Origin of the sequence: Natronococcus occultus SP4 (assembly GCF_000328685.1) — an archaeon.
GTDB classification, from domain to species: Archaea; Halobacteriota; Halobacteria; order Halobacteriales; family Natrialbaceae; genus Natronococcus; species Natronococcus occultus.
The window spans coordinates 977762-991554 of the sequence record NC_019974.1 but is presented as its reverse complement, the minus strand read 5'-3'; the positions used below and the strand labels follow the sequence as shown (position 1 = coordinate 991554).

Annotated in this window: 16 protein-coding genes and 1 pseudogene; 8 read left to right on the top strand and 9 right to left on the bottom strand. The window is 67.0% G+C overall.

All coding sequences use genetic code 11. The annotated features are described in order from the left end of the window. The first annotated feature begins 109 nt into the window (after positions 1–109). Positions 110–580, top strand: coding sequence for a hypothetical protein (locus tag NATOC_RS04950; RefSeq protein ID WP_015320327.1), 471 nt, complete (start codon positions 110–112; stop codon positions 578–580). A 25-nt stretch (positions 581–605) separates the two neighbouring features. Here NATOC_RS04950 and NATOC_RS23260 read toward each other — a convergent pair. The 3 genes and pseudogenes from NATOC_RS23260 to NATOC_RS04940 form a co-directional block, all read right to left on the bottom strand. Then, positions 606–758, bottom strand: a pseudogene (locus NATOC_RS23260) (MBL fold metallo-hydrolase); the annotation flags it as partial. Positions 759–1106: 348 nt separating this feature from the next. Next, a complete protein-coding gene (locus NATOC_RS04945) occupies positions 1107–1382 on the bottom strand; it encodes an amphi-Trp domain-containing protein (protein WP_015320326.1) in 276 nt (91 codons plus the stop codon). A 67-nt stretch (positions 1383–1449) separates the two neighbouring features. Then, the gene (locus NATOC_RS04940; protein ID WP_049888653.1) at positions 1450–1998 is read right to left on the bottom strand and encodes a hypothetical protein; all 549 of its coding nucleotides are present in this window, start codon (positions 1996–1998) and stop codon (positions 1450–1452) included. 110 nt (positions 1999–2108) lie between these two features. Between NATOC_RS04940 and NATOC_RS04935 the strand changes: the two genes are divergently transcribed. The 3 genes from NATOC_RS04935 (at position 2109) to NATOC_RS04925 (ending at position 4251) form a co-directional block, all read left to right on the top strand. After that, complete coding sequence (locus tag NATOC_RS04935) at positions 2109–2639, top strand: GNAT family N-acetyltransferase (protein WP_015320324.1); 531 nt, start codon at positions 2109–2111, stop codon at positions 2637–2639. A gap of 78 nt (positions 2640–2717) precedes the next feature. Beyond that, entirely contained in the window at positions 2718–3695 is a 978-nt protein-coding gene (fen, locus tag NATOC_RS04930) for a flap endonuclease-1 (protein WP_015320323.1), read from the top strand. A 241-nt stretch (positions 3696–3936) separates the two neighbouring features. Then, complete coding sequence (locus NATOC_RS04925; RefSeq protein ID WP_015320322.1) at positions 3937–4251, top strand: hypothetical protein; 315 nt, start codon at positions 3937–3939, stop codon at positions 4249–4251. A gap of 91 nt (positions 4252–4342) precedes the next feature. Here NATOC_RS04925 and mvaD read toward each other — a convergent pair whose 3' ends face one another. Then, positions 4343–5320, bottom strand: coding sequence for a phosphomevalonate decarboxylase MvaD (gene mvaD, locus NATOC_RS04920; RefSeq protein ID WP_015320321.1), 978 nt, complete (start codon positions 5318–5320; stop codon positions 4343–4345). Positions 5321–5426: 106 nt separating this feature from the next. Here mvaD and nth point away from each other — a divergent pair, with 106 nt between their 5' ends. Continuing rightward, a complete protein-coding gene (gene nth, locus NATOC_RS04915) occupies positions 5427–6110 on the top strand; it encodes an endonuclease III (RefSeq protein ID WP_015320320.1) in 684 nt (227 codons plus the stop codon). 88 nt (positions 6111–6198) lie between these two features. Further along, positions 6199–6444, top strand: a complete 246-nt coding sequence (locus NATOC_RS04910; RefSeq protein ID WP_015320319.1) for a hypothetical protein — start codon at positions 6199–6201, stop codon at positions 6442–6444. Between the two features lie 128 nt (positions 6445–6572). On the opposite strand, the gene NATOC_RS04905 is transcribed toward NATOC_RS04910, so the two are convergent. Continuing rightward, entirely contained in the window at positions 6573–7343 is a 771-nt protein-coding gene (locus NATOC_RS04905) for an NAD(+)/NADH kinase (RefSeq protein ID WP_015320318.1), read from the bottom strand. 50 nt (positions 7344–7393) lie between these two features. After that, the gene (locus NATOC_RS04900; RefSeq protein WP_015320317.1) at positions 7394–8704 is read right to left on the bottom strand and encodes a M28 family peptidase; all 1311 of its coding nucleotides are present in this window, start codon (positions 8702–8704) and stop codon (positions 7394–7396) included. A 168-nt stretch (positions 8705–8872) separates the two neighbouring features. Between NATOC_RS04900 and NATOC_RS04895 the strand changes: the two genes are divergently transcribed. Beyond that, on the top strand, positions 8873–9937 hold the full coding sequence (locus NATOC_RS04895; RefSeq protein WP_015320316.1) for a polyprenyl synthetase family protein: 1065 nt from the start codon (positions 8873–8875) through the stop codon (positions 9935–9937). A gap of 75 nt (positions 9938–10012) precedes the next feature. Then, the gene (locus NATOC_RS04890) at positions 10013–10291 is read left to right on the top strand and encodes a hypothetical protein (RefSeq protein ID WP_015320315.1); all 279 of its coding nucleotides are present in this window, start codon (positions 10013–10015) and stop codon (positions 10289–10291) included. Here the strand turns inward: NATOC_RS04890 and NATOC_RS04885 are convergent, their stop codons facing one another. The 3 genes from NATOC_RS04885 to NATOC_RS04875 form a co-directional block, all read right to left on the bottom strand. Next, the gene (locus tag NATOC_RS04885; RefSeq protein WP_015320314.1) at positions 10292–11206 is read right to left on the bottom strand and encodes a cation diffusion facilitator family transporter; all 915 of its coding nucleotides are present in this window, start codon (positions 11204–11206) and stop codon (positions 10292–10294) included. Between the two features lie 63 nt (positions 11207–11269). Further along, positions 11270–12970 (bottom strand): methylmalonyl-CoA mutase family protein, encoded by a 1701-nt coding sequence (locus tag NATOC_RS04880; protein ID WP_015320313.1) that lies wholly within the window; start codon positions 12968–12970, stop codon positions 11270–11272. 46 nt (positions 12971–13016) lie between these two features. Further along, positions 13017–13754 (bottom strand): NAD(P)-binding oxidoreductase, encoded by a 738-nt coding sequence (locus NATOC_RS04875; protein WP_015320312.1) that lies wholly within the window; start codon positions 13752–13754, stop codon positions 13017–13019. Between the last annotated feature and the right edge of the window lie 39 nt (positions 13755–13793).

Genomic DNA, 13793 nt, shown 5'->3' with positions numbered 1-13793 from the left:
CGCTACCCGAGTAGCGGACGCACCACTCGGACACCCGCGCTCGCGTCCACTCGAGAGCCCTTGCAACTCCCGGCAGCGATCCTACCGGATCGGCAGTCAGAGAGCCGATATGGGTACCAGATACGAGGAGGGAGACGTCGTCGCCACGCCCAACGGTCGCGGCGTCGTCGCGGCCGTCCTGACCGACTCCGTCGAGTTCCCCCAGGAAGGGGACGAGCTCACCGACGTCTCCGCGAGCGACGACCAGCCCGCGTACGTCGTCGGCCTCGAGGACGTTGGCTCCGCGGTCTACCGCGCCTCGGCGCTCGAGACCAGCGACCTCGAGGACGAGGACGCGACCCGGGAGACCGACGACGAGGCGCTGACCGAGGTCGTCGACGAGGATGTCAACGGGCTTGACGGTCTGCCCGAGGGCTGGGATCGGGACAGCGTCCTCGAGTACTGGTCGTCGATCGGGGGCTCCTGGAAGTCCTGCGTCGACGATCTAACCGACGAGTTCGAGGAGGAGCGCGCGAAGGAACACTGCTCGGCGATGAAAGACGAGGTGATCCGGAGCGAGCGCTGGCGGAACCGGTTCTGAACGGCCTCATTTTGGGGATCGTCGCCTCGGAGGCGACGTACGGCGCGTCGAGTTCGTGCACGAAAACCGGCGCGTCCAGTTCCGACGAGAGTCTTCCGAGGGCGCCGACGTGGTCGGCGTCGTAGTGGGTCACGAGGACGCGATCGATATCGGTCGGATCGAGCCCAGCCCGGTCGATCCCGTCCCGCAGCGTCTCTTCGTTCGACGGTCAGCCCGAGTCGACGCACGTCCGCCGTGGTCCGAAAATCGGCGGACGTGGCGCTACGCTCGTTTCGGCCGAGCGAACGGAACCAATCTGTTTTGGGGCCAAAGATATCGGACAACGGCCCATCTCTCCGAGTGCGGAGTTACGAGCTCCCACCTCTTCATAACCACTTCGAGTTCCCCAGCAGCGACGGCACCGTGAGAGCCGGCAGCCGTCGGCTCTCGCGTGCTTTTCCCGGCGTCGACACTGCTCGAAACGAACGGAGTTGGGGAGCGACGTGCAACGGGGCGTGAAAACGGCTCGGGAAAACGAAGCGATCGGTTACTCCTCGTCGCTCGGAACGAGCCACTCGAGCTCGATCTCCAGCTCGATCTCGTCGTACTCGTCGTCTTCTGGTTCGCGCTCGAGTTCGACCTCGAACTCGAGGTTGTCCTCGGGTAGCGCGACCGTCACGGAGTCGTCGTCGGTCGAGACGGTCAGCTCCTCGCCGTCCTCGAGCTCGTCGGCGAGATTTCGCAGCCAGTCGGCGGCCTGGTCGGGCGACTGGTCGAGCTCTGCCTCGAGAAGTTCCTCTTCGTGGTCTTCTTCGTCTGTCATCACCTCTAACGAGGTGCCGACACCAGAAAAATTCGCCCGTTGAATTCGCCATCGTGGGAATCGGAGACTACGACGCGGCGGGAACGGCGGCCACGCGATCGGTGAGATCGACCACCGTTGCAAAGACCAGCCCGAGGACGGTGCCGAACAGCACGTGTCCCAGCAGACTCTCCGCAGCGAAGGCGGGGAACTCGCCGGCCCCGCCGGCGCCGAGGGTGTCGGCCCAGACGGGAAGGACGATCACGGGAAGGATCGCCCAGATCGCCAGGCCGAAGACGAACCCGGCGCCAACGACGCGGATCCAGACGTCCGTTCGCGAGAGCGCGTCGGTATCGACGGTCATCCGGAGCGTCCTGAGGATGGGGTCGCGCGTGACGAGGAATCCAAACAGCAGTCCGAGAACGATCCCGTGTGCGGCGTGGATCCCCCAGCCGACGGCGCCGACGGGCTCGAGACCGTAGAACTCCGGGATCGTTATTTCGACGACGGCCGGATCCAGAAGCCAGAGGATCGCGCCGAACGCGATCGAACCGATCGCGCCGCCCACCGCGCCGCCGACTACCCAGCCGACGCCGCCGACGTCGGCTACCGTCGTTTCGCTTCGTTCGGTGCTCATAGCGTCGCGTGCTCCCACGAACAACGCCAAAAAGGGACCCCCGGAACGGGCCACCATCCCGGGACGATCGAGGCGTGAGCCTTAGTACCCACGTGGACGAACGGTCATCCGTGGAGTACGAACTGCTCGGCTGGCCGCCGGACGGACCGAAGCTGCGCCTCGACCACGAGCGGTTCAGCTACGCCGGAAAGTTCGTCATGACGAACACCGGCAAGGCGGTCGCGCGCGACGGCGATGACCTCGTCGCGGCGATCGCATTCAACGAGGACCGCACGGACGAGGCGACCCTCTGGCTGCGGTACGTGACGGTCGCGGGCGACCGCCGCGGCGAGGGGATCGGCCCGGAGCTCGTCGGCCTGGTTCGGGACCGCGCGACAGAGCGGGGGTACGATCGGCTGCGGATCGCGGTCAACAACCCCTTCGCCTACGAGGCGCTGTACCGGGCGGGGTTTGGCTACACCGGCGAGCGGACTGGGATCGCTGAACTCGTCCTCGAGTACCCCGCGGACGAGGCGAGAGACGGCCGTTCGAGGGGCGAGCGGTACCGCGGCGGTCTCGCGGAGTTTCGCGAGCGGGATCTCTCGACCGAGGAGGAGGCGTTTCTCGAGGCTCGCCGCGGCAAGGACCCGTCCGACGGCTGAGAAGCGTCCTCGATTCGGTCCGGGAAGGGACGTCTCGGAAGCCAACGATTCAAATCCTAACGCGCCCAAGGTCCCACAATGGGTAACGCTGCGCTGCGTGACATCGCGGTCATCGAGGACGTGCCGTTCGACGAGATCGAGGGAACGATCGCCGTCGACGCCCACAACTGGCTCTACCGGTATCTGACGACGACGGTCAAGTGGACCGCAAGCGAGAAGTACACCACCGGAGACGGTACCGAGGTCGCGAACCTCATCGGGATCGTCCAGGGAGTCGCGCGCTTTTTCGAACACGACGTCACCCCGGTGATGGTGTTCGACGGCGGTCCCTCCCAGCTGAAAGCGGACGAGATCGAGTCCCGCCGCGAGCAGCGCCGGAGCTACGAGGAGCAGCTCGAGACCGCCCGCGAGGAGGGCGACGAGGTCGCCATCGCTCAGCTGGAGTCCCGGACCCAGCGGCTGACGCCGACGATCCAGGAGACCAGCCGCGAACTGCTCGAACTACTCGACGTTCCGGTCGTCGAGGCGCCCGCGGAGGGAGAGGCACAGGCCGCCCACATCGTCAAGCGCGGCGACGCCGACTACGTCGGCTCGGAGGATTACGACGCCTTGCTCTTCGGTGCGCCGCTGACGCTGCGACAGCTGACCAGCAAGGGCGATCCGGAGCTGATGGACCTCGAGGCGACCCTCGAGCGCCACGAGCTGACCCTCGAGCAGCTGATCGACGCCGCGATCCTCATCGGGACGGACTTCAACGAGGGCGTCTCGGGGATCGGGCCGAAGACGGCGATCAGCGAAATCACCGAACACGGCGACCTCTGGAGCGTCCTGGAGGCCCGCGGCGACACCGTCGAGTACGGCGACCGGGTCCGCCAGCTGTTTCGGGACCCCGACGTCACCGACGACTACAGCTTCGAGACGAGCCTCGAACCGGACCTCGAGGACGCCCGTGCGTACGTCACCGACGAGTGGGGCGTCGCGGCCGACGAGGTCGAGCGCAGCTTCGAGCGCATCGAGGAACACGCCACGCAGACGGGGTTGGACCGCTGGACGTAGGCGGCGCGGACGCCCGCAGCGAGCTGACCCGTTCCGTTTTGTCAGTCGAACGGTCGTTTTCGCCGACGGCACCGCCGCGAGTAGGACGACGCCGTTCGCTGTGATCGAGATCGGTACAGTCGCAAGACGGACAATCTTTCGTTAGGTATCGGATAGCCCGCGACCGTCCAGCCCGGCGACCGGGCTTACCTGAGCCATAATAATCCGTGAGCTGGCGGTAGCCGTCCCCGGGGTAATCGCTATGTCCGACCAGACCGAACGCGGCACGTCACGCTCCGAGCCGAAGGAGAGTCGTCCGCCGGAGGAAGAGCCGCGCGGCTCCCGGTTCGCTCCCGGGGCGTGGATGGCGTCGACCGTCGTCCAGACGGCCGTCATCCTCGTCGGCCTCGCAGTCGTCCTGTTCGCGGTCGGGCAAGCGGTCGGCGCCGACCTCCTCGGCATGGTCGGCGAGGCGCTTGCGACCCAGACCGGACAGTGGCTCGCGGTGGCGGTGCTGGCGTTGATCCTCGTCATCGCGGCGCTGCGAGCGATGAGCGTCGCGCGGCCTCGTTGGTGACCCGACGAGTGCGATCGGCGTAGCCTCCCCGCTTCTTTCCGACGCCGTCCTCGCCAGCGGTAGCCACGGATCGGCGGGAGCGAACGGCCGATCAGAACAGATGGTCGTCGACGAGCCGTGCCGGACCGCCGACCTCCCAGACCATCGTCTCGACGCCGCAGTCGCTTACAGCCGCTTCGACCCGGTCGACGTGCTCTTCGGTGGTGTTGACGTAGACGCTGGCGCCGGTGTCCGTCGAGAAGTAGACCGGAATCTCCTCCTCCTCGCGCAGCTCGCGGACCGTGTTGAAGATCTCGAGTGTCGCCGGCTGCCAGTAGACCCACGCCGACGGCCCGGTCATGGTCGTCGCAGCCAGCGAGAGCGAGTCGTGCTCGGCGAGTTCGAACGTCCGCTCGAAGTCGTTACTGCGGAGCGCGTCGCGCATCTCGGCGATCTGGCCGTGGATGTGGGCGTTTCGCGCCTGGAACATGTGACTGTCCGCGGCCTCGTCGTGGGCGTCCTCGGTCTCCTTGTGGTAGGGCACGAGTCCGACGACGATCCGCAGGTCCTCGTCGAGGTCGCTGGGGATCTCCCTGGAGCGACAGTCCTCGTCGTTGAGTCCGGTGTGAAGCTGGGAGAACGATCCGGTCACCGCACGGGCGGCCGAGGCCGAGCCCACGCGGGCGATCGTCGACACCGTCTCCAGATCGGCCTCGAGACCCGCAGCCTCGGAGAGTGCCATCGCCGCGGCCGCAAAGCCCGAGGACGAAGAGCCCAGCCCGACGTTCGTCGGGAAGCTGTTCTCGCTCTCGAGGCGCACCGGCTCGTCGGCGCGGTCGGCGTTGGCCCGCTCGCGGACCTTCGCGAGGACGCTGTCGACCCGCTCTGCGGCCCGACCCTCGAGGGTCTCGCCGTCGACGACGAAGGTGTCGGCGTCGTACTCGCTGGAGAACTCGGCGGTCGTTTTCGTGTGGCTCGGCGCCGTACAGAGGCTGATACTGTCGTGGTACGGCAGGCGCTTTTCGTCGTCGCGCATCCCGTGGTACTTGACGAGTCCCTGGATGGGGTGGGCGATCGCGGTCGCTTTCATACCGGATAGCCGGCTGAAGCGAGCTTAAAACCCACGACATCCGGGTGTGTGCCGTCTGCGCCCCGAACCGAACCCCTGAAATGGACTCCGTCGAAAGCCCAGCGTAATGGGAACCCCTCTCGAGACCCCCGACCGCCAGGCCACCGAGGTCGTCGACCGACTCGAGGACGAGTACCCCGACTCGACGATCTCGCTGCGGTACTCCGATCGGCTCGAGCTGTTGATCGCGGTGATCCTCTCGGCGCAGTGTACCGACGAGCGGGTCAACGCCGAGACCGAACATCTCTTCGAGAAGTACGACGGGCCCGAGGAGTACGCCGCCGTCGACGAGGAGGAGCTCGCCGAGGATCTGAACTCGATCACCTACTACAACAGCAAGGCCGGCTACATCAAGAGCTCCTGTGAGACGATCCTCGAGGAACACGACGGCGAGGTGCCGGACACGATGGACGAGCTGACTGAACTCTCGGGCGTCGGGCGGAAAACCGCCAACGTCGTGCTCCAGCACGGTCACGACGTCGTCGAGGGGATCGTCGTCGACACGCACGTCCAGCGGCTCTCCCGGCGACTCGGGCTCACGGAAGAGGAACGCCCGGAGGCGATCGAGCAGGAGCTAATGGAGATCGTCCCCGAGGGGTACTGGCAACAGTTCACCCACCTCTGTATCGACCACGGCCGGGCGGTCTGTACGGCCCGCAACCCCGACTGTAGCGACTGCGTGCTGGCGGATATCTGTCCCTCGGAGAAAGGAGACAGCGATATCGACCTCGCGTCCGGCGAGCCCTGGTAGCCGCATCGCCGGAGCCGACCGATCGTCGCCGTCCGTTGCAAGCCCAACGTCTTTTCTCGATCCGTGTCAAGCCGGAGATGAGATCACTATGTCCGACAACAACGAGAGCGGCAAGGACGAGCACGGGCGGGACGTCGAGCTGACCCACGAGGACACCGACGCCGAAGACGAGGACGAGGAGGGGCTGACCGAGGAAGAGCAGGAAGCCCGCGAGCGACAGGACGAGGAACAGCGGCGCCAGGATATCGAACACAAATCGGACGACCGCGAGGACGACGCCCGCGAACACGTCAACCCGGACAACCACCGCGACGAAGAGCCCTTCGAGAGCTAACCGTTCCCGCAGTCCTCACGTTGCCGCCCGTCGTTTTCGACGCTCGACGCTCGTCGATCGGATAGTGACGACTGCGTCGCCCGAGACGGAACGCCACGAACACCATCGCTCGAGGTGAATCAGACTCGTTATCGGCACCCGGAGGGAACGACCAGCATCCGCAGTCGCCCGTCGACGCCGATCCCGACGGACGAACCGATTGGAACGGAACCGACAGCTCGGTCGTCGACGACGAGCGTGATCGAGCACTCGTCGCGTTCGACCCGGAGTTCGATCCCCTCGTTCGGAACCACCCACTGCCGGGCGCGCGTCGCGAACGGGGCGATCGGCGCGACGGCGACCGCCTCGAGCGCGGGCGAGAGCGCGGGCGCGTCGACGGCTCCCGCGTAGCCGTGGGTGCCCGCCGGCGTCGCCACGACGACGCCGTCCGCGCGGACCGAGTCGACGAGCTCGCCGTCGGTCCGAACGCTGTACTCCGAGATCCTGGCCGGCTCCGCGGTCACCATGGAGACGTCGAACAGTCCGCGGTAGCGCTGGCCGTTCAGCCGAGCCTCAAGGATTGGCTGCGGGCACAGCCGCGCGTCACCCGAAAGCGCCGCCTCGAGAGCCACCCCGACATCGTCGAGTGCGACCGTCTCGAGGCCGGGGACCTCGCCGACCGGAAGGACGGGCGCGTCGACGCCCCCGCGAACGGCCGTCGAGACCGCGGCCTCGCCGACGGCGACCACCAGCGAGCGGTCGCCGTCGGAACGCGTCGCAGCCGAGCCCTCGCGGAGCCGCCCCTCCGTTCCGAGGACGTCTGCGAGCGTCTCGGCGACGGACGGCCCGCGGTCGGCGTCCTCGTGCCCGACGACGCCGACGACGGGCTTCTCGTCCGGCGGTTCCCACGCGTCGTCCATACCTCGACGTTGACGCGGCCCGATCAAAAGGGTACGGTTGCGAGCGCTCGCTACCCGTCGTAGGGCCAGTCGCCGGTGACTTTCATCCCCTCGGCGAGATCCTGGGCCTCGAGGTCGGCGACGATCTCGTCGGGCGAGCGGTGTTCGACGGTGCAGTCCTCGCTCGCCATCTCCACGACGAGGTCGGTCAGGAGGATCGCCTGCTCGCGCAGGTCGCGTTGCTCGAGTTTGTCGAGGGTGTCCGCGAAGGTGTGGCCCCAGCCGCGACCCACGTCGCCGGACGTGGACATGACGTGGTAGCCCGGAACGCCCCACTGGACGAACGGCCAGTGGTCACTGTGTGGCCCGAGTCGGGGAACGATGTCGACCGGGTGCTCGTACCGATCGGCGACCGCCTCGACGGCGTCTGCGAGTTCGTCGAAGCCGTGGGTCGTGAACTCGAGGGTGCGATCCCGGACGACGCCGTCGTTGTTGACGATCGCCGCGATCGCGTCGTGGTCGACCTCGTCGGCGTGGTAGCTCGAGCCGACCAGCCCGACCTCCTCGGCGCCGTAGGCGACGAACTCGACGCGGGTCTCGAGCTCGTCCTCGCGCTCGGCCAGCGCGTTCGCCAGTTCGACGACCATCGCGGTCCCAGCGCCGTTGTCCAGGGCTCCCTCGGCGATATCGTGGGCGTCGAGGTGGCTCGTCACAAGGACGCGCTCGTCGGTGTCGGGCCCGAGCTCGGCGTGGACGTTCTGGCTCTCGGCGTCGTGGACGTCGGCGTCGACCGTGACCTCGATCGGCTCGTCCTCGAACCGACGAGCCAGCCGTGCTCCGACCTCGCTCGAGACCCCGACGGCCGGAATCTCGCCGATCGGGTCCGCCTTCGTCCCGACACTGCCCGTCGGCGGCAGACAGCCCTCGACATGGTTACGGTAGACGAAGCCGACGGCGCCGTTCTCGACGGCGTGGTAGTACTTCTCTCGGCGGTGGACGTACCGATCCGCGTAGCTGGGAATGTCGCTGCGGACCATGACGATCGTCCCCTCGAGGTCGGCGTCCTCGAAGTCCTCGGGGAGGCCGTAGCCGAGATCGACCAGCGGTGCCTCGACGGCGTCGGCGGGGCTGCGCGGCAACGCGATGCAGTCCTGGCTCGTCTCGCCTGCGGCGATCGAGCTCTCGCCGCGAGTCCATCCCTGGATCTCGAACGTCTCGAGGCGGGCGTTCCGGGCGCCGATGTCCGCGAGGACGTCGCGGGTCAGCTCGGCGGCCTCGCGCTCGCCCGGGCTGCCGGCCATCCGGTTCCCGATGTCGACCAGGTCCTCGAGGTGGGTCCATCCGACGTCACTGGTAAACAGGTCGCCGATCCACGTACTCATGCCCACATCGTCTCCCCGCCGCCGTGTAACGGTATCGGCTTCGGCGGCGACGGGTGTACTGGCTGACAGTTCGTCACGGTGCGGTAGTCCGTCGAGCGCGACCCTCCACGAACGGTGGCAGACACGAAGAACTGAATCTTTTTCACTCCGCTCCCTCTCGGAGGTGGTATGCGGGAGACGCTTGGCGAGTGGCGGCCGGCCATCGACGAGGCGATCGCCGATCTCGTACCGCGCGAGGTCGAGGGGGAGTACCTCGAGGACTTCTTCGGTGAGCCAACCTACGAGTACGATCCCGAGGGGATCCAGCGGGCGCTGTCGGACCCGCTCTGGGAGCTGCTCGATCGGGGCGGAAAACGGTGGCGAGCCGTGCTGTTTCTGGTCTTTATTGACGCGTTCGGAGAGGATCCCGAGGAGTACCTGCACTACGCCTGCATTCCGGAGATCCTGCACAACGGGACGATCATCGTCGACGACGTCGAGGACGAGGCCGCGATGCGTCGGGGGGAGCCCGCCTTACACCACGTTTTCGACGAGGACGTCGCGCTCAACGCGGGCAACGCGATGTACTTCCTGCCCCTGAAGATCCTGACCCGAGAACAGACCGACCTGCCGGCCGATCGGCGGCTGGCCGCGTACGATATGTTGATGGACGAGCTCAATCGGACCCACCTCGGCCAGGGGATGGACATCTGCTGGCACAACGAGAGCGAGGTGCGGGTCACGCCGGAGCAGTACCTCGAGATGTGTGCCTGCAAGACGGGCTGTCTGGGGCGGATCGTCGCCCGGCTGGCGGCGATTCTCACCGATCAGCCCGCCGACGTCGAGGAGGCAGTCGCCAGCTACGCCGAGCTGACCGCCGTCGCCTTCCAGATCGGCGACGACATCCTGGACGTCGAGAACTCGCTTGGCCGGGCCGGCGAGTTCGGCAAGGAGTTCGGTAACGACGTCCGCGAGGGAAAGAAGACCCTGCTCGTGATCCACGCCATCGAAGAGAGCGACCCCGAGACGGCTCGTCGGCTCGAGGCCATTCTGGAGGCCGACGAGAACACCGACGAGGAGATCGGCGAGGCGCTGTCGATCTTAGAGGAGGCCGGTAGCATCGAGTACGCCCGCGACCACGCCCTCGAGCTGGCCGCCCAGGCCCGCGGAGAGATCGACGGCCTCGGGTTCGATCCCGAGATCGAACGCCAGCTCCGCGAGTTCACGGAGTTCGTCATCGATCGCGACGTTTGAGCGGGCGACGCCGCCGTTTCGCCGACGCCGATCGGAACCAGTATTCCTGTATACCGCCCCGTCCAACCCTCGAGCGTGACTACCGAATCGGATCGCCGAACTCGCCGTTCTCGGTGGATCCCGACCTCGCTGCTCGGGCTCCTCGCTGCCACCGTCGCCGCGTCGGCCGCCGTCGGCGCGGCGCTCGGATACGCGCTGTCGGTGGGGACCGCCCTCGAGGACGTCACCGTCCTCGGGATCACGTTCGTCGTCTCGCCGACGACGGGGGCGCTGTACGCCGGCGTGGCCGTCGGCGTCTTTCTGGTGACGCTGGCGTTCGTGTTCGCGTCGATCTCGCGCCTCGAGGACAGCTGATCAGACCGACTCGGCCTCGACGTAGATCCGGTCGGCCTCGGGGACCTGCTCCCGGATCGCGTCCTCGACGGCGTCGACCGTTCGCTCGAGCTCAGTCGTCTCGAGATCCGGCCGGAACCGGACGTCACACGCCACGAGTACCGACTCCGGACCCAGATGCATCGTCCGCAGATCGAGCAGCTCCTCGACGTCCTCGACCGCGCGGATCGCGTCGACGATGGCGATCCGCTCGCGACGGGTCACGCCCTCGCCGACGATGAGACTGCGACTCTCCCAGGCCAGCGCCAGCGCCAGCCCCATCAACAGGAGTCCGATGACGATACTCGCCGCCGCGTCGTAGACGACCGCGCCGGTGCGGTCGGTGAGGTAGATCCCGAGGATCGCGACACCTACGCCGACGACCGCGACGAAGTTCTCCGTGGCCGCGGTCAGCAACGAGGGGTCCTTGGAACGACGGAACGTCTCGAACATGGAGCCGAACCCCTTCGCCTCGCGCTCGGTTTGCATCCCGCCGTAGGAGGTGTACAGCGCGTAGGACTCGAAGAGCAGCGCCACGCCGAGGACGACGTAGTTGATCGTCACGTTGACGTCGGCGGCTCCGCCGCCGGCTTCGAGCGCGGCGTACCCCTCCCGGACCGAGGCGAAGCCGGCGATCCCGAACAGGAGCACGGTGACGACGAACGCGAAGAAGTACTGCTCTTTCCCGCGGCCGAACGGGTGTTTGCGGCTCGCGCCTTCCTCGCTGAGCCGGAAGCCAAGCAACAACAGCCCCTGGTTGGCGACATCGGCGAGCGAGTAGTAGGTCTGGCTCAGCATGCTCACGTTGCCCGTCAGCAGATAGGCGACGAACTTCGCGATCGCGATCGCAGTACTCGCGACCAGCGAGACGAGGACGACGACACGCGTCGAGACCATTCGGTAGCCATCTCTTGGCGCACCACTAAGAACGCGGGGAATCGTCGGGCGGCCGGACGGCGCTCAGGCCAGCCCGATCTGCTCGCTGTAGGCGCCGTGCTCGGCCTCGAAGACGTCCATGATCTCGCCCATCGTCGCGTAGGCCTTCACGGCGTCGACGATGTACGGCATCGTGTTCTCGCCGCGATCGATCGCCCCCTGGAGCTCGTCGAGGGCGTCCTCGACGGCGTCGTCGTCGCGGTCCGCCTTGACGTCCGCGAGCCGGCTCAGCTGGCGGTCGGCGGTGTCCTCGTCGACCTGGAGGATATCGGGGCTGGTGTCTTCCTCGATGGTGTACTCGTTGACCCCGACGACGACCTCCTCACCGCGTTCGACCCGCTCCTGGTACTCGTAGGAGGCCTCCTGGATCTCCCGGAGGAAGTAGCCCTCGTTGATTCCGGTGAGGATGCCGTCACGGACCGAGCCGTCGCCCATCTCGCGGATCTCCTCGATGTACTCCATCGCGCGCCGTTCGGTCTCGTCGGTCAGCGCCTCGACGGCGAAGCTCCCGCCCAGCGGGTCGACGATGTCGGCGGCGCCGGACTCCTCGGCGATGATCTGCTGGGTGCGAAGCGCCACCCGTACCGCCTTCTCGCCGGGCAGAGCGAGCGCCTCGTCGAAGCTGTTGGTGTGCAGCGACTGGGTCCCCCCGAGGACGCCCGCTAGTGCCTGGATCGTCACGCGGGCGACGTTGTTCAGCGGCTGCTGGGCGGTCAGGGACTGGCCCGCGGTCTGGGTGTGGAACTTCAGTCGCTTCGACTCCGCACGCTCGGCGTCGTACCAGTCGTCCATCACCCGGGCGTAGATCCGGCGAGCCGCCCGGTACTTCGCGATCTCCTCGAAGAAGGAGTTGTGGCAGTTGAAGAAAAAGGAGAGGCGAGGGGCAAAGTCGTCGACGTCGAGCCCGCGATCGATCGCGTCCTCGACGTAGCCGAAGCCGTCCGCCAGCGTGAAGGCAAGCTCCTGGACCGCGGTCGAGCCGGCCTCGCGGATGTGATAGCCCGAGATCGAGACGGGGTGGAACTTCGGGGTCTGCTCGGTTGAAAACTCGATCGTGTCCGTTACCAGCTCCAGCGAGGGTTCCGGCGGGATCACCCACTCCTTCTGGGCGATGAACTCCTTGAACATGTCGTTCTGGAGGGTGCCGCGGATCTCCTCGCGGGGGACGCCCTGCTGGTCGGCCAGTGCGACGTACATCGCGTAGATCACCGGCGCGGAGGGGTTGATCGTAAACGAGGTCGAGATCTCCTCTAAGTCGATCCCGTCGAACAGAATCTCCATGTCCCGCAGCGTGTCGACCGCGACGCCCTCCTTCCCGATCTCGCCCTCGCTCATCGGGTCGTCGGAGTCCAGCCCCATCAGCGTCGGCATGTCGAACGCGACCGACAGCCCGGTCTGACCCTCGTCGATCAGGTAGTGGAACCGTTCGTTGGTCTCCTCGGCGGTGCCGAAGCCGGCGAACTGGCGCATCGTCCACGTCCGTCCGCGGTACATCGTCGGATACGGGCCCCGAGTGTAGGGCTCCTCGCCGGGGAATCCGAGATCCTCGAGATAGTCGAGGTCGGCGACGTCCTCGGGCGTGTAGAGCCGATCGACCTCGAGGTTCGACACCGTCGCGAACCGATCCTGGCGCTCGCCGTGGGCCTCCAGCGTCGGCTCGAGCGTCTCTTCGGTCCACTCCTCGCTGGCCTCCTGGATCGACTCCAGATCCTCATCGTCGTACATGATCGTAATTTTTGCCGGACGATCCATTAAGGATTCCGGGTGTCCTCTACAGGCGCATCCGATCCCGGTCGGCCTTGACCCGGTCGAACGCCCAGTCGACGTCGACGACCCGTTTCGGCGAGCCGGAGAGCCCGTCACGGTTGACGACCTCGAGCGTCCGATTTCGTGCTGCCGGCGTGAACGGCGCTGCGGCCATAACGCGGGCAACGTCGGTCCGGCGGATCGAACCGGCGACCGAATCCCCACCCTCGCCGACGACGATATCGCCGTTCGGCGGCTCGTTCGTGAGCCGTCCCGGTCTGAGGATCGTGTAGTCGATCCCCGACCGACGGATCGCGGTCTCGGCGTCGGCCTTTGCCTTCAGCGAGCCCCGGAGGGCCAGCCTGGCCGGCACGGAGAGTCCCGCCTTCGAGCTCCCGACGCCGATCGCGCTCTGGTGGACGAAGTGGGAGACGTCCTCGCCCACGGCGGCCGTCAGGAGGTTGCTGACCCCGGTTCGATCGACCAGCTTGCCGCCGATGGTGTGACGGTAGCTGGGGGGCGTCCCGAGCGCACAGTAGACGAGATCACAGTCCTCGACCGCTGCGACCGCGTCGCCTGGTTCGAAGAAATCGGCGACGAGGACGTCGTCGGCGCCGAGCCGTTCGAGATAATCGACGCTGGCGTGCGAGCGAGTCGTTGCGCGGACGGTGAGATCCGTCGGACGGAGCACGGCGAGCAGTTCCGTCCCAGTGTCGCCGCTCGCGCCCGCGATGAGTACGCGCGTTGAACTGTCATCGGTCATCGGATCGCGTACTCGGCCGAGCGGGAAAACCCTGACCAG

Excerpts from the sequence above, each read along its gene's own strand:
- NATOC_RS04925 (WP_015320322.1), top strand. The coding sequence starts at position 3,937 with ATGTCCGACCAGACCGAACGCGGCACGTCACGCTCCGAGCCGAAGGAG.
- nth (WP_015320320.1), top strand. The coding sequence starts at position 5,427 with ATGGGAACCCCTCTCGAGACCCCCGACCGCCAGGCCACCGAGGTCGTC.
- NATOC_RS04895 (WP_015320316.1), top strand. The coding sequence starts at position 8,873 with ATGCGGGAGACGCTTGGCGAGTGGCGGCCGGCCATCGACGAGGCGATC.
- NATOC_RS04945 (WP_015320326.1), bottom strand. The coding sequence starts at position 1,382 with ATGACAGACGAAGAAGACCACGAAGAGGAACTTCTCGAGGCAGAGCTC.
- NATOC_RS04950 (WP_015320327.1), top strand. The coding sequence starts at position 110 with ATGGGTACCAGATACGAGGAGGGAGACGTCGTCGCCACGCCCAACGGT.
- NATOC_RS04880 (WP_015320313.1), bottom strand. The coding sequence starts at position 12,970 with ATGTACGACGATGAGGATCTGGAGTCGATCCAGGAGGCCAGCGAGGAG.
- NATOC_RS04875 (WP_015320312.1), bottom strand. The coding sequence starts at position 13,754 with ATGACCGATGACAGTTCAACGCGCGTACTCATCGCGGGCGCGAGCGGC.
- NATOC_RS04910 (WP_015320319.1), top strand. The coding sequence starts at position 6,199 with ATGTCCGACAACAACGAGAGCGGCAAGGACGAGCACGGGCGGGACGTC.
- NATOC_RS04885 (WP_015320314.1), bottom strand. The coding sequence starts at position 11,206 with ATGGTCTCGACGCGTGTCGTCGTCCTCGTCTCGCTGGTCGCGAGTACT.
- NATOC_RS04900 (WP_015320317.1), bottom strand. The coding sequence starts at position 8,704 with ATGAGTACGTGGATCGGCGACCTGTTTACCAGTGACGTCGGATGGACC.
- mvaD (WP_015320321.1), bottom strand. The coding sequence starts at position 5,320 with ATGAAAGCGACCGCGATCGCCCACCCCATCCAGGGACTCGTCAAGTAC.
- NATOC_RS04940 (WP_049888653.1), bottom strand. The coding sequence starts at position 1,998 with ATGAGCACCGAACGAAGCGAAACGACGGTAGCCGACGTCGGCGGCGTC.
- fen (WP_015320323.1), top strand. The coding sequence starts at position 2,718 with ATGGGTAACGCTGCGCTGCGTGACATCGCGGTCATCGAGGACGTGCCG.
- NATOC_RS04905 (WP_015320318.1), bottom strand. The coding sequence starts at position 7,343 with ATGGACGACGCGTGGGAACCGCCGGACGAGAAGCCCGTCGTCGGCGTC.